Source organism: Armatimonadota bacterium (assembly GCA_017993055.1).
Classification (GTDB): domain Bacteria; phylum Armatimonadota; class UBA5829; order DTJY01; family DTJY01; genus JAGONM01.
Map to the genome: position 1 here is coordinate 55,408 of JAGONM010000008.1, position 13,600 is coordinate 69,007.

The 13,600-nt window shown below is 62.8% G+C and carries 13 protein-coding genes; 2 read left to right on the forward strand and 11 right to left on the reverse strand.

What is annotated here, in order from left to right; genetic code table 11:
• Positions 1-74: 74 nt before the first annotated feature.
• The 3 genes from KBC96_05035 to KBC96_05045 all read right to left on the reverse strand — a co-directional run bounded on the left by KBC96_05035 (position 75) and on the right by KBC96_05045 (position 2,173).
• Positions 75-680, reverse strand: coding sequence for a PEP-CTERM sorting domain-containing protein (locus tag KBC96_05035; protein ID MBP6963754.1), 606 nt, complete (start codon positions 678-680; stop codon positions 75-77).
• A 73-nt stretch (positions 681-753) separates the two neighbouring features.
• Complete coding sequence (locus tag KBC96_05040; GenBank protein MBP6963755.1) at positions 754-1,407, reverse strand: PEP-CTERM sorting domain-containing protein; 654 nt, start codon at positions 1,405-1,407, stop codon at positions 754-756.
• A 211-nt stretch (positions 1,408-1,618) separates the two neighbouring features.
• The gene (locus KBC96_05045; GenBank protein MBP6963756.1) at positions 1,619-2,173 is read right to left on the reverse strand and encodes a sigma-70 family RNA polymerase sigma factor; all 555 of its coding nucleotides are present in this window, start codon (positions 2,171-2,173) and stop codon (positions 1,619-1,621) included.
• 218 nt (positions 2,174-2,391) lie between these two features.
• Between KBC96_05045 and KBC96_05050 the strand changes: the two genes are divergently transcribed.
• The gene (locus tag KBC96_05050; GenBank protein ID MBP6963757.1) at positions 2,392-2,559 is read left to right on the forward strand and encodes a hypothetical protein; all 168 of its coding nucleotides are present in this window, start codon (positions 2,392-2,394) and stop codon (positions 2,557-2,559) included.
• Here the strand turns inward: KBC96_05050 and KBC96_05055 are convergent.
• From KBC96_05055 to dprA, 7 genes are all read right to left on the reverse strand, one after another.
• The gene (locus KBC96_05055) at positions 2,551-3,066 is read right to left on the reverse strand and encodes a sigma-70 family RNA polymerase sigma factor (protein MBP6963758.1); all 516 of its coding nucleotides are present in this window, start codon (positions 3,064-3,066) and stop codon (positions 2,551-2,553) included. The genes KBC96_05050 and KBC96_05055 overlap by 9 nt on opposite strands.
• Before the next feature lie 262 nt (positions 3,067-3,328).
• Complete coding sequence (locus KBC96_05060; GenBank protein MBP6963759.1) at positions 3,329-5,251, reverse strand: PQQ-binding-like beta-propeller repeat protein; 1,923 nt, start codon at positions 5,249-5,251, stop codon at positions 3,329-3,331.
• Positions 5,252-5,454: 203 nt separating this feature from the next.
• On the reverse strand, positions 5,455-5,658 hold the full coding sequence (locus KBC96_05065) for a hypothetical protein (GenBank protein MBP6963760.1): 204 nt from the start codon (positions 5,656-5,658) through the stop codon (positions 5,455-5,457).
• A 64-nt stretch (positions 5,659-5,722) separates the two neighbouring features.
• Positions 5,723-6,517: a ribonuclease H-like domain-containing protein gene (locus KBC96_05070; protein MBP6963761.1), complete on the reverse strand. Its 795-nt coding sequence runs from the start codon at positions 6,515-6,517 to the stop codon at positions 5,723-5,725.
• Positions 6,518-6,594: 77 nt separating this feature from the next.
• Positions 6,595-7,665 (reverse strand): hypothetical protein, encoded by a 1,071-nt coding sequence (locus tag KBC96_05075; GenBank protein MBP6963762.1) that lies wholly within the window; start codon positions 7,663-7,665, stop codon positions 6,595-6,597.
• Positions 7,666-7,695: 30 nt separating this feature from the next.
• Positions 7,696-8,706, reverse strand: coding sequence for a LacI family DNA-binding transcriptional regulator (locus KBC96_05080; GenBank protein MBP6963763.1), 1,011 nt, complete (start codon positions 8,704-8,706; stop codon positions 7,696-7,698).
• 93 nt (positions 8,707-8,799) lie between these two features.
• A complete protein-coding gene (gene dprA / locus KBC96_05085; protein ID MBP6963764.1) occupies positions 8,800-9,882 on the reverse strand; it encodes a DNA-processing protein DprA in 1,083 nt (360 codons plus the stop codon).
• Between the two features lie 244 nt (positions 9,883-10,126).
• Here dprA and KBC96_05090 point away from each other — a divergent pair, with 244 nt between their 5' ends.
• On the forward strand, positions 10,127-11,257 hold the full coding sequence (locus tag KBC96_05090) for a family 10 glycosylhydrolase (GenBank protein MBP6963765.1): 1,131 nt from the start codon (positions 10,127-10,129) through the stop codon (positions 11,255-11,257).
• A gap of 8 nt (positions 11,258-11,265) precedes the next feature.
• On the opposite strand, the gene KBC96_05095 is transcribed toward KBC96_05090, so the two are convergent.
• Positions 11,266-13,422 (reverse strand): family 20 glycosylhydrolase, encoded by a 2,157-nt coding sequence (locus KBC96_05095; protein ID MBP6963766.1) that lies wholly within the window; start codon positions 13,420-13,422, stop codon positions 11,266-11,268.
• Between the last annotated feature and the right edge of the window lie 178 nt (positions 13,423-13,600).

The following is a 13,600-nucleotide window of genomic DNA, read 5'->3' on the forward strand; positions in this document are numbered from 1 at the left end:
TCGCGGGGAGACGCGCGAAAGACCCGGATTGGGGCCGGGTCTCTCGCGGTGAGTACAGGAATCGGTCTGTGGTCTCAGCTGTTGTTCCTGCGTCGAAGGGCAAGTCCGCCGACCGACGTCGCTCCAATCGCCAGGGCGAAGAGACTCGACGGTTCAGGGATCGGAGGCGTCTTGGGCTCGGTGTTGATGGTGAGCTTGATGCCGCAGTTGTAGTAGTGGCAGTCAGGGTCGAAGCCCAGGCCGAACACGTTGTTATTGTTCGCGTAGTCGGTCAGGGTGTTTATCAGACCAACGTCGCTGAACTTGTAGGTAAGATTCTCCGCATAGCTGTTGGTATCCGTGTAGTTGGCGATCAGCGGGTGGCTCGCCCAGTTGTCTCCGCCGCCCTCATAGTCCGTCCAGCGCTTGACTCCAACCTGCGGGTTGTCGAGCAGGTGGATGTACAGGTGATCGTTCGACTCCGTGGTCCAGTCGTTGATCTGCGAGATGAACAGCACGGCTTCGGTGATCTGCTCGCCGGCCGGGACGGCCCAGGATATACCCCATGAGTAGTAGTACTCGTGAGGCAGATCCTCCAGGTCGGAAACGCTCGGAACGAACTGATAGGTGCCCGCCGACGCGGGAAGCACGAGCGCCGCCAACAGCAGTATGATGATTGCCGGATGGATTGTCTTGAACATGTCTTCACGACCTCCTCTTGATGCGCCGGCGCCTCGATGACGCCGGCGCGATGCATGCTTCGTACCCCGGGAGTCAGGCTCTCCTTCGGGCCAGGCCCGCAAGGGAGATGAACCCCGTGCAGAGCACTATCAGAGCGGAAGGCTCAGGGATGGGCGGATAAGGCGGATCGAATGTCGCACCGCTCTTGTCGAACCAGGTCTGCCCGTACATCGGGTTGTCCTGCGCTACCCACCTGACCGAACCGTCAAGACTGCCGCTGCCCGGTACGACCTGCCCGACGTGGCAGAGGAAGCCGATGGCATCGGGATAGCCGGTGTAGCCGGCGCCGAACGGGTTGATCTTCGGCGCGGACGGGTTGAACGTGTAGGTGAACGTCGCGCTCTGCCCCGGAGCGATAGCCGGCGGCGTGAAGTACTTCTTGCTCGGCTGCGAGATCTCGTAAGACTGCCAGCCGCTTCCATCCCATTCCCAACCCGCGGGTGCGGTCCAGGCGGTCGGCGCGGGCACGTTGAACGGCTCGAGCGACCAGATCAACACGCACGGCAGATCGGCCTGACCGCCGTTGTTGGTGAGCGTCCAGGTGAACGTGTTGGTCATCGGGTCAAGGACGGAGTCCACGAAGGTGATGCCCGTCGTCTGGGCGGAGTCCCAGGACTGTGCATGAACCGGCATTGCCAGCACTGCGAGCAACAGGACAGCGATGGTGAAGTGAGTGATTCTAATCATCTTGAATCCCCTTTTCCTCGTGATAGGTTTCCGGGCGGCGCTTCATCCCTCTTCGCAGAGACGGAAGGAATCGCCCGCCCAGGCAGCGCCGGGCCGGGGCCCTGACCTGCCTTTGCTTTACTGCTGTTTCTAACAAGAATTGGAACAGATGCCATCCGTGGCTGGGACGCTTCCCACATTCGGGATAGCGAACCCACAGGACATTTCGAAGCTAGACCGCGCGCTCTCCGGTCACGTCTTCGATGACCAGGTACTTGCGGCGAATGGACGCCACCATTCTGGAGACAGCCTGCCTGGACACTCCCAGCATCGCGGGCAGATCGCGCTGTTCGTAGCCCCCACGCATCAGCTCGTAGCATCTTCGCTCGGCCGGGCTGAGCATCGCTTCCATGCGCTCGATGGTCTGGCGCAGGGCGACATACTCGCACACGTCGCAGGGCTGATCGGATGATTCAGCGCGGAGGTCTCCCAATGAAGCCTCCGATTCACAGCCGATGAGTTCTCGGGCGCCGATCGAACGGGAGCGGTCTATGCAGAGGTTGCGGATGGTCCGCCGGATGAACTGCCTGGGAAACCGGATGTCGCCTCTGTAGCGGAGGGCGGCGAGCAGGGCGTCGGACGCCAGGTCCTGCTGATCGTTGTAGTTCGCCGCGAACTCCCGGGAACAGGCGGATGCCAGTCTGAACAGCTCGATTGCGGGGTCTGAATGATTGGACCGCTGAGGTCTGGGTGATACGTATAGCCGTGTTGATCTGCGATCCAACATCCTGATCCTCTTCCTCTGCATGGCGCCCCCGCCTGTATCGGCGGGTGGCTTCGGCTGCGGGGACAGATCGAGGTCTGCCCTCTCACTCCGATAGACAAGCGAAGAGGCGGAATGTCAACCATCGAATTCGTAGTTGACATTACCGAGGCTGAAACGTCTATGCAGTGACAGTCGAACTGGGAAGCGACTGCGGCCATCGCGGCCTGTTGGAGAAGAAGATGTGGATCCTACTCTGGAAAGACACCGTTTCGAACAGATCAGGCGCGCTTGAGTGTCCGGGAGGACAGAGCCACCTCGAAGCCTGCGGCCACCTTCGAGCGCTCTTTCCCAGGCGGCTGTTCCGCGTCGCCTGGATAGCGCCCGACTCGGGCAGGCTTCTAAACTGAGTCCTCGGCCTCCAAATCCTCGTACTTGGCCCTCATCGAGGTCAGCAGTTTCGAGACGGCCTGCCTCGACACACCCATGAGTCCGGGCAGGTCGCGCTGTTCGAATCCCGCCTTCAGAAGTTCGTAGCAGCCTGTCTCGGCAGGCGTGAGCCGCTTGAGGAATCGGGCGAGCGTATCGCGCAGGATGACGGTCTCCGGCAGCCTCATCGGATCTTCGGAGGTATCGGCCTCGATGAGGTCTTCCGTGTTGCTGAACTCCCTCGCGCCCGCGCCGACGCACCCGTGGTTTATCGCCAGCCTGCGCACCGTGGTCCAGATGAAGGTCTTGGGGTGTTCTATCGGCTTCCCGTACTCGAGCAGCGCGCGCACGGTATCCGAGATCAGGTCCTGACGCTCGTCGTAGCTGGCCGCGTAGTGCTCCGCGCAGTCAGCGATGTATGCCCGCCAGCAATCGTCAACGCGGAACCGCTCTTCGCCCGTATTCTGCTTGGTATCTCGCACATCCATCTGCGCTTCAACCGGCTGTCCGGCAGGTACGTGTGCCGCGCGGGAACCGCCTGAGCGTTTCGACCGGCGGATCTTCTGCCGACTCTGTCAGGAGTAGTGCAGATTTCGTGCCAAAAACCTGGTTATTGTTGAGATTGTTGGGGCGACGAGGCGAATACCGGTATTATTGCTGGGTTGCTATGCCGACAAGCAACCGATGAAGTGGAAACGGGCAGCGGTGACGCTGCCCGTTCGAATACTTCCAGAGGATATCCGACTACGCTCAGAAGCCCACGGGCGGGGCCTCGGTGGGCATCCCTCCCGCGCCGCCTGAACCGCCGGTGGTCGAGGAACCCGGCTTGGCCTGAGGCGCGGTCCGCAGCGTGTTGTCCACCATGAAGGTCCACTCTTCGAGCGTCCTGTTCCCTGCCCAGTCCTCGACCGTGAGAGTGGCGGTGTGACGCCCGTTGGAGAGCGGGACGAGCCGCTCGGATCGGGGGGTCTTGTACCAGATCACTCCGCGCTCGGGGATGACATGGTGATCGAGCGTCTCACCGTCGAGCGTGAGCTTGATCGTGTCCTCACGGATTCCGCTGCCGAGGTCCTTGACGAGCGCGGATATCTCTACCGGCGGAGTGCCCGGCATCAGGAAGTTGCGCAGGGGCCGCACCGTCTCGACTCTCGGCGGAGTCGTATCCGGCGAACTCATAGAGAACGCGTGAAGTGCTCCGTCGTCGGCCAGAACGTAGAGTGTGCCGTTCACGACCACCGGAGCAGCCACCAAGTTGACGTAGCGGTACTTGTACCTGGTGGAGCCGTATTCGAGGATGGAGGGCTGGATGGTGTACTTCCATCGGACTGCGCCGGTTTCCTTGTCCAGTGCGAGAATCAGCCCCTTGTTGGCGGTCACTATCACCGTGTCCTCGGTCACGATCGGCGAGGAATAGGACGGCGAGCCGAGGTCAACCGGCTCCTTCCACTTGAGCTTTCCGGCGCTGGTAAACGCGACGAACTTGCTCGACTTGCCTTCCTTGAAAGCGAAGTATATGACACCCTTGGATACGGCGGGCGTCGTGGTGATCTCCCCGGGCACCGGCGCGGCCCATTTTACCCGGGCGCTCTTCGACTGCAGGGCGTACAGAAGGTGGCCGGCGGCCAGATACAAGGTATTGTCGGCGACGATGGGCGTAGTCTGCCTGGACCCGCTTCCGATACGGGTCGCCCAGCTCAGACGAGTGGAGATCGTGCTCGCCGCATACAAAATCGTGTCGGTAGACAAGAAGTAGATGAGTCCGTCCGCAACGGCGGGAGACGACGCTATACCGTCCTTCGTACGGAATCCGCCCGGCCACTTCATCGCACCCGTCTTCGCGTCGAGAGCGTAGAGGCTGCGGTCGTCCGAGCCGAAGTAGACCACTCCGTCCACCAGCACAGGAGAGGAAGTGATGTTGCTGCGAGTCACGAAGTTCCACACCAGCGATCCATCGTCGGTGGAGACCGCGTAGAGGCGGCCGTCGCCCGCGCCGAAGTACACCATGCCGTCACCGACGGCCGGCGACGTCCGGATCGTAGCCGTGAGCGACTCGGTGGCCGGATACCGCCATCGCATCGAGCCGGTCTCCGCGTTCACGGCGTAGAGCCTGGATCCGGCGCCGAAGTATATGACTCCGTCCTTAACTGCGGGAGAGGACGGGTTGTCCGGCGACACCTCGGAGAGAAACTTCCACGATAGCTTCAGCGGAAAGCCGAGCAGTTCATCGAAATAACCTGTGTGAGCGGGATTGCCCTTGAACATCGGCGAGTTGCGGCCTTCAGCCGCATCGACCAGAAGCGGCGTGATCTCGCCGACCGAGCCGTCATTGTTCGTCGTCGCGTTCTCGACCGGTGGCGGGGTCGGGCGGTTAGTCGGCGGCCTGGGCGGTCCCTGTCTGGGCGGCCTCTGAGCGGGGGGCACACCCGGAACGCCCGGGGGCAGGCCGGGGGGCGCCGGAGGACCTACGCCGCTGCCGGGATCGCCGGGAGGCGCGGGAGGCTGCGAGCCGTCGTCGGCAGTGCCGACCGGCATCGGCGGGCCGGGAGGCGCGTCGTCATCTGCGAGGCCGGGGGGCATCGGGGGCGCCGGAGGCCCGTCCTGCGAGAAGACCGCAACCGCGCAGAACAACACCAATATGACTGCTATCAGACAGGCGATCAGCCTCGTGGGCATCTCGATCCTCCTTAGCTGAGGGTTCGGGGAAGTATACCGTATTAGGCGCCGCAGCGTCAATCACGTCGCGGCGGAGGCTCCGTCAGAGAGTCGCACATCTGACAGACGAGGCGGAGCGGCGGGGTGTTCCATGACAGCCACGGTCTGACAAGTACGAGGCCGGGCGCACCCCCGGCCTCGTCCATGCGAGATACGGGTCTCCGTCAGGCATGCTCCTCGAGGACAGGCTTGTCCCGCCGTAGACACTTCGCGCAGCGCCAGTCTATATCCATATCCTCGTACATGGACGGAATATTGCGCACAGGGGCTCCGCAGATGCCGCACCGGATCTTACTGCTGTAGCTGGTCGAGGTGAAAAGCTCGTGTTCCGGCTCGATCTCCACGGCTTCGTATTCCGAATCGGTCATAGATCCCCTCCACGGTCATATATGTGACGGCATTATACCACGTTTGGACCCCGAGGAACAGCGGTCAGAACGCGGAATGCGCCAACCCCGGGAACTCCCATGCACTGCCGTAGAGCGGATGATCCAGGCCTCTCAAGAGCTCGGAACAGCCGTGGCGGAGGAGCGCCTCCATGTTCAAGACGTCCTCCCTGTTGTAGAGCAGCAGAAGTTCAAGCGCCTCTCTGCTCCCGCGGCGGTACTGATGCCAGAGCCTGACTGCGTCAAACCCGCTGAGCCCTTCGGTCTCCGGGATGCGCCGGACACCGAGCTTCTCCTCGATGCGCTTCAGCCCTCCGGTCAGACCGACCCGCCGGAGCAGATGGCACAGGTCCACGTGGAGTTGGTCGAGCCGCAGTCCCGGGAACGCCCTGCGGATGAATGGGACGTCGAAGCTGCTGCCGGAGAAAGTTACGAGCGTCCGGCATCGGGCGATCTCCGAGGGAAACTGATCCATGTTGATGCCCTGGACGAACTGCTTCATCTCGAGACCATCGTACATCCCGATCACGGTGATGGAATCGTCCCAGTTGCAGCCGGTGGTCTCGATGTCCAGGTAGCAGACAGCGTCGCCGAACTCGCTGAGCGCGCGCCAGTGGTCTTTCTTTGGAAGGACTTCCGCAAAGTATGCGTAGTCCTTCCCTGCGAGCCGCGCGACACTCTCCTCTACACGCGGGAGGAGGAGCGCCTTCTTCGCCGGGGAGAGCTTCAGATCGTGGTGCTGGGCAAGGAACTGCTCCCATGTGAGCGCGCCGGCATCCCAAATCCTGCGCTCGGTGGAATACCCGATCCCCTGGGCATGGATGAAGGTGGACGCAAGCATGGCCGAGGGAAGTATATCACATCGGAGACCTGGAGTGGTCGAGCAACGAGTCACCATCACTCCGTTGCGTGAGACCCCTAGTAGCTCCCAAGTTGCTTGGCGAGATCGGTGATCCGGCGGAAGTCCTCGAGGCTCACGGAATCCGGGACCGAGTGGTCGGATGAGAAGATGTAACCGCCGTTCTCCTTCATGACCGGGAGCACGCGGGTGATCTCGGCTTGGATCGCCTCCGGGTCGTCCCACAGCACGGCGTTGATCCCACCGTGCAGGACGAGCCTGTCGCCGAACCTGCGTTTGAGCTCGACCGGGTCCATTCCCGCCTTGACCTCGAGCGGGTTGAGCGCGTCGAGCCCGATCTCGACGAGTTCGGGCACGATTGGGTTGATGTCCCCGCAGGAATGAAGGTGGGCCTTGATGCCGTGCGCGTGTGCCCAGTCGATCGCGCGCTTGTGGACCGGCTTGAGCAGTTCGCGGTAGGTATTCAGCGAGAAGAACGTGTGGTACTTGTAGCCCATATCGTCAGGCCAGCGGACGGCATCGAAGGTGTATCCGGCGTCGCAGACGCGCTCCAGCAGGGCAAGCTGCACGTCAAGGAAGTGGTTGAACATGTCGGCACACCACTCGGGGTCCTCGACCATCGCCATGAGCAGCCGCTCCGTGCCGACGGCCCACGCGTGGGTGACGTCGAACCCGAACCAAAGGCCCGCCTCGACCCAACAGCCCTTCTCGCGCCACCCGGCGTAGTTGGCCTCGAGGTGCTCCCAGGGGATGCGGTCGTCGGAGGGAGTCATGCGCGCCTTAGCGGCCTCCCATGACTCGCGGTCCTTGATGGTGAAGTCGAGGAACTCCGGAGTCGAGGTGGCGTGCTTCCAGTTCTTGATGGTCGCGCCCCAGCCGGTCGTGCGGATAGCGTAGTCGTCCGTTTCCTCGATGACTTTCGATTCGTAGCGCGGGGAGTTGTCCACACCGAAGCCGGCGACATGATCAAGGTCGAAGAAGTCCACGAAGCTGACGCCCTCGGGCATGCCTTCTTTCCGCCATCGCTCGACGGTGGTGCCCCAGGGTGAGTCAACGATCGGGACGCGGTCGGCCTCGCGGTGTTCGAACATGCGCGTGAACCGTTCGCGAGAAGTCAGGGGGGTGGACATGAGACTTAGACTCCCTACTCTGCAGAGCGGTCAGACCTGATTGGGCGGCGGGGCGCATGACTCGCGAACTCGCAGCTCGCAGGCCAGGATGCTCTCGTCCGGGTAGCTCGCGGTGTCTCCCTGAATCTGGGCGGTCAGCATCCGGGTGGCCAGTGTGCCGATCTCGTACAGCGGCTGGTGCACGGAAGTGAGCTGAGGAATGGTCAGTTCGGCAAGCGTGTCGTCAAAACCGATGAACGAGATGTCCTTAGGCGTCACCAGACCCTCGTGGTGCGCGGCCTGCATAGCGCCGATCGCCATCGCATCATTGCAGGCGAAGACGGCGGTCGGCCTCGGGTTCGCCAGCAGCAGCTTGTGCATCGCGTTGTAGCCGGACGGCCTGGTGTAAGCGCCGTCAACGATAATCCTCGGGTCGAGAGGGATGCCGGCATCGGAAAGCGCGGCCTCGTAGCCCTGCTGCCTCTGCCTGACCAGAATCGCGTTCTTGAGACCCAGTATCAACCCGATCCGTCGGTGGCCCAGCCCGATCAGGTACTCCACAGCTTCCTTGGCGGCGTCGCGGTTGTTCGGCTCGACGTAGGGGAAGCCGGAGATCGCCTCGCGCCGCTCGATGATGACGAGAGGGATGCCCCTCGCGCTGACCATCCGCAGGTGGTCGGGCATGAGCGGCGAGGAGAAGACGATGCCGTCAACCCGGCGCTCCAGCAGGATGTCTATGTTCGCGCGTTCCTTCTCGGCGCTGTCGTAGGAGTTGCAGAGTATGACATTGCAGCCTTCGGTGCGGGCCTGGTCCTCGACCGCTCGCGCGAGTATCGGGGCGACCGGCCCCGAAATGCTGGGGATGATGTGGCCTATCAGCCCGGTGGTCTTCTTCTTGAGGCTTCGGGCGAGGGAGTTGTAGCGGTACCCAAGGTCGAGGATCGCCTGCTCCACTCGGACTCGGGTGTCGTCCGACACCACCTCGACTGCGTTCAGGACTCTGGAGACGGTGGCGGTTGACACCCCGGCGCGCTTTGCGACGTCTTTGATGGTCGGCTGCATCGGTTCACCTTGCGAAACGCCCGCGGAAACGGCCGCGCGTTCGCCTTCATCTTAGCGGCAGGGGAATCCTTTGTCAAGGATTCGGGGGCGAGTTCACACCGCCCGGACGTATGCGTTGCCGGGGACGCGGCGGACGAGGCCGAGCATCTCGAGGAGCGTGAGCGTGCTGTTCGCTACCGACGCGCTCAGGCCGCACTCCGCGATGATGTCGTCCACGTGCTTCGGGTGGAGGTTCAGCGCCTCCAGCACGACCTTCTGCTCGGGCGTAATGTTGTCGGGGACCTTGGGCCGCTCGCGCCGGTCCGAGTGCTCGACCGGGACCCCGATCTCCTCGAGGATGTCCTCCGCGCGCTCGACGAGCTTCGCGCCTTCGCGGATCAGCCTGTGCGGCCCCTCGCTGAACTCGTTGTCGGTCGCACCGGGGACCGCGTACACGTCGCGGTTCTGGTCCGCGGCGATCCCGGCGGTGATCATCGCGCCGCCGGTGATGAGGCTCTCCACGATCAGGACGCCGAGCGACATGCCGCTGATGAGCCGGTTCCGCGCCGGGAAGCGGTACCCGTCGGGCTTGGTGCCTGGGACGTACTCGGACATTACCGCGCCGGACTCCGCGATGCGCTTGAAGAGACCTCGGTTCTCGTAGGGATACGGCACGTCGAGCCCGCTGCCGAGGATGGCGATCGTTCGTCCGGCGGCAATCGCGGCGGTGTGGACGGTCGTGTCTATCCCTCGCGCGCCGCCGCTGATGACGGTGAGCCCCCGGGCGGCCAGGTCGCGGCTGACCTTCATCGCCATCGAGCGGCCGTACTCCGAGGGCCTGCGCGTGCCGACGATCGCGACGGCGAACCGGTCCTCCTCGCGGAGTTCGCCCTTGACGAATAGGACCGGCGGCGGGTCGTATATCTGGCGCAGGTTCGCGGGGTACTCTCCGTCGCGGATGGTGACTGCCCGGGCGCCGATCTTGTCGAGGGCCTTCATCTCCTCGTCGGCGGAGGTCGAGGTCGCCTCGCGAATGCGCTCCGCGGTCTTGTCGCCCAGCGCGCCGGCGGTCTTGATCTCGGCGATCGGGGCGCGGAAGACCTCCGCCGGCTCGCCGAAGTAGTCCACGAGGGAAACGGCCTTCTTCGGGGAGAGTTCGAGCCTGGCAAGGCGCACCCACTGTTCGATGTCCGACACCACGAGCCTCCTGACGGCAGGAGTGTAGCAAGGCGGGCGCGGGAGTGTCAAGCGGAGAGGCACCCGATCTCTCGGACAGCGGCGCGTCACCCTGAACTCGATTCAGGATCTGCCCCCACCGTGGCGACATGGATGCTGAATCAAGTTCAGCATGACGCCGTGTTGCGGTACTGCTCCGCCTGGAGGAAGGCACTTCCGATTCGGCGAAAGGATGTGTAGCCCTGAATCGAAAGGAATCTGTCCCATGTGCCGAATGATGCTCGTCAGCGTCGCCGTGTTGCTGGTGTCCGCGGTGGTTCAGGCCGCGAACATGCCGGGGAGAGCCGGATGCTATGTCAGATTCTCGGAGGAGATCAAGTCGCCGCGCCTGCTGCTCAAGGAGATGAAGGCGATCAAGGCCGCAGGGATCGACTTCATCCTACCCAGCGGCAAGTCTACGAGCGGCACGGTCAACTGGGATAGCAAGGTCGCGCCGCCCGACCTGATCGCCAACCCGAAGTACATGGAGATGGTCGTCGAGTACGCCCACGCGGTCGGCCTTCAGGTCTACCCGGTCGTCTGCGTCTGCACCGAGGGCGGCAACAAGGTGATGAACTCCCTGCTTCAGCACAATCCTGGCTGGGCGCTGTACTTCGAGGGTGCGAAACGGGGCTACATTGACGTCGGAAATCCCGACGCCCGGGCGTACGAGCTGGCTCTCATCACGGAACTGGTCTCGAACTACGACATTGACGGCCTGAGCCTTGACTACATGCGCTGGGAGAACAGGGTGGCGTACTCCGACACGGGCCGCGAGCGCTTCCTGAAGAAGCGTGGAGTGGACCTGGCTGAGATCGTCTCGATCAGCCCGGACGTCGCGCTCGATACCGAGGGAGGGAAGAAGGCGCTCTCGGACGTGACCAGGTCCGCCAGGGAGCATCCGGTCTGGCCGGAATGGTACGACTGGCGCAGGGATAAGCTGAACGCCTTCATGCACGAGCTCGACCGGGCGGTGCACAAGGCCAAACCGGGGCTGCCGATATCGAGCTACGTCTGGGGGGCGCACACCTACGTCGGAAAGTACGAGACCTGCCAGGACTGGAAGACGTGGATCGCGAAGGGGTGGCTGACTTGGATCAACCCGTCCGGCTACCGGTACACCGACGAGTCGTTCATGGAGGCGGCGAATGGTAACCGGGCGGCGGTCCCGAAGACCATGCCGATGTACATCACTATCGGCGTGCTCACGAGCCACGGCTCGCTGGCTACTGCGGACGACGTGAAGCGCCATATCGCGATGTCGAAGGAGGCCGGCGCGGACGGGGTGATCTTCTTCACCTGGGAATCCCTCCGCAAGTTCCTCCCGGACGTCTCCGAGGCGATCAAGGGGTTCTGAACAGTCAATCAGTCATTCGGCCAATCCACCGGCTGGGTGACCATGGACTTCAGCTCGGCGGAGGGCCCGAGGTGGAGTTCGCCGGCGAGGCACTTCGCGAAGTCGCGCATCAGGGTCAGCTCACGGAGCGCCTGAGGCACGAACGGCGGGTCCCACGTCTTCTCGATCGCCAGCATCGTCTCCTCGAGCTTGAGCGTCGCGGCGTCGATGTCATCCGCGGCCTTCGAGAGCCCCTCCTCATCCGCGCCGTTTCGATGCAGCCGGACTCCCACTACCATCCGCGCAAAGAGATCGAGCACGGCCTTGGTCCGCATGCACTCGATCGCATACAATGGTTGATGGTTGATGGCTGATGGCAGCCAGAGGCCGTCGCGGGAGAAGATGTCCGCCGCCTTCTGGATGTACGCCGAGATCTGGTTGAAGAATCCCATCAGGTTCAGTGGGTTCGGGACCATCTGCTCGATCAGCGGGCGCGGGTAGTTCTGCCGGATGAACGCATCCTCTTTCCAACCGGCGTAGAGGTACGGGTAATCGAACAGCTTCGACGCGAAGTTCATCATCGCGATCCCTGCCGTCATGTCGTCGAAGTACTTGAACCCCTGGAGGCCCTCCCGCCATCGGTCGCCGAACATCACCTTAGAGTACGCCTGACGGAACGAGGCGACATCCGGCCACTGGTCGGAGTTCCATGCCTTCGCCCCGAGGATCGCGAAGTGCTGATGGTACGACGGATGCCAGAGCCCGTATGCTTCCGTGCCCTCGGCGCCCTCCTCGACTCCCTTCTTCGCCGCGAGGAAGCAGTTGTCGAGGTGGTTCTGGTAGTTGATCCAGTAGAAATAGCCGGTCATCGGCGTGACCCAGCGCCGGAGCCCGAGTTCGGGCATCGTGGTCTCGAAAAAGTCGGCATAGCGCCACCAGTGGAGGATGACGTTGTCCTTGAGGCCCTCGTCTTCGAAGCGCTTGGCCAGCTCGACGTTCATCTTCCCCCCTCGCGCGAAGTGATCGTGCCACATGCCGATGTTGTTGATCCCCTTCTCCTTGAGATGCTTCGCCAGCCGGACCGCATAGTCGACGAAATGGTCCTCCTTCGACCGTTTCGCGCAGTCCGGGCACTCGCACCAGGGGTCGATCCGGAGCATCGGCGTATCCTCGTTCATGCCGACGAGCGGATAGACCTCATCGAGGCCGATGTGGAACCAGTCGACGCCGTTCGGGAGTAGATACCGGTCGCAGATCTCGTCCATGATGTCGAACATCATCTCGAACGTCTTGGGATTGCTCATGCAGAAGCCGTACTTCTTCGGCTTGCCGTCGGGGAACTTGGCGGACGTCTCGGGGTAATGGCGCGGAATCTGCGTATTGTGGCCCGGCGTGTTGAAGTGCGGGCGGACGAGCACTCCCTTGGACTTGCCGTACTTGACGATCTCGCCGAAGAGGTCCTCCTCGTACATGCGCGGGACGTACTCCAGGCGGACGTCCTCCTTGCTCGTCGGGGAGTAGTACTTGACCAGCTTCGGCGTCCTGAGCTTGGGATACTTCCTGATCGGGACGAGCAGCCACTCGGAGAGCTGGCCGTCGTACTGGATCGGCCAGTTGTTGTGGACGCCGATGCTCAGGACGTTCATGCGCAGGTCGGCGAGGGTATCTATCGCCTGCTTCCACTCCTGAAGGGTCATGTTGTCCGGCCCCCATCGGCACTCGGCGTAGATGCCCCGGTAGGCGAGATCGGGGTAATCGAAGACCGACATCTCCGGCAGCACGGCCTTCTTCCCCTCGCCCTGGACGAGGTCGCCGAGGGTGCGGGCGGCCTGGAGGAGCGCTTGGGATGTGTAGCCGAGCATCACGACATCCTCGCCCATGACGATGATCTCGAACGCCTGGTCCTTGTTCTTCGGCGCTTCGGGGAGTCGGCTGCCATCGATGATGTTGGAGAATCGGCTCGGGCCCTCCGGCGTGCAGATGAAGATGCCCGGCGCACGGCTCTCGGACTTGCTTTCGACGACGATCGACTTCTCCGGGTAGCCGAGGCCCCTGCAGACGATCGACGCCGCCTCACGTGCGAGCGGGTCGGCGATGACGACCTGGTATGCGGGCTTCCCCGACTTGAAAAGCGGCAGTTCCCTGCCGTGGAATTCGAGCAGTCTGGGCTTGAACAGAGGGTTCATGGGCGTCTCCTCATCTTCGAGTGCGTTCCCGAACAGTATACACGCTCCGGAGCAGATTGGGTAGAGGAGCCAGAGCCTTGCACATATGCGAACGTTACATCACGAAAAAGTCACGGTGCGGTCATTGACGGGGGGGGTAGACGTGTTATAATGCAAATAGATTCGTATACTGTTGGGC

What these genes read in the sequence shown, in the direction of transcription:
- KBC96_05035 (MBP6963754.1), bottom strand. Translation starts at nt 680, where the DNA reads ATGTTCAAGACAATCCATCCGGCAATCATCATACTGCTGTTGGCGGCG.
- KBC96_05040 (MBP6963755.1), bottom strand. Translation starts at nt 1,407, where the DNA reads ATGATTAGAATCACTCACTTCACCATCGCTGTCCTGTTGCTCGCAGTG.
- KBC96_05045 (MBP6963756.1), bottom strand. Translation starts at nt 2,173, where the DNA reads ATGTTGGATCGCAGATCAACACGGCTATACGTATCACCCAGACCTCAG.
- KBC96_05050 (MBP6963757.1), top strand. Translation starts at nt 2,392, where the DNA reads ATGTGGATCCTACTCTGGAAAGACACCGTTTCGAACAGATCAGGCGCG.
- KBC96_05055 (MBP6963758.1), bottom strand. Translation starts at nt 3,066, where the DNA reads ATGGATGTGCGAGATACCAAGCAGAATACGGGCGAAGAGCGGTTCCGC.
- KBC96_05060 (MBP6963759.1), bottom strand. Translation starts at nt 5,251, where the DNA reads ATGCCCACGAGGCTGATCGCCTGTCTGATAGCAGTCATATTGGTGTTG.
- KBC96_05065 (MBP6963760.1), bottom strand. Translation starts at nt 5,658, where the DNA reads ATGACCGATTCGGAATACGAAGCCGTGGAGATCGAGCCGGAACACGAG.
- KBC96_05070 (MBP6963761.1), bottom strand. Translation starts at nt 6,517, where the DNA reads ATGCTTGCGTCCACCTTCATCCATGCCCAGGGGATCGGGTATTCCACC.
- KBC96_05075 (MBP6963762.1), bottom strand. Translation starts at nt 7,665, where the DNA reads ATGTCCACCCCCCTGACTTCTCGCGAACGGTTCACGCGCATGTTCGAA.
- KBC96_05080 (MBP6963763.1), bottom strand. Translation starts at nt 8,706, where the DNA reads ATGCAGCCGACCATCAAAGACGTCGCAAAGCGCGCCGGGGTGTCAACC.
- KBC96_05090 (MBP6963765.1), top strand. Translation starts at nt 10,127, where the DNA reads ATGTGCCGAATGATGCTCGTCAGCGTCGCCGTGTTGCTGGTGTCCGCG.
- KBC96_05095 (MBP6963766.1), bottom strand. Translation starts at nt 13,422, where the DNA reads ATGAACCCTCTGTTCAAGCCCAGACTGCTCGAATTCCACGGCAGGGAA.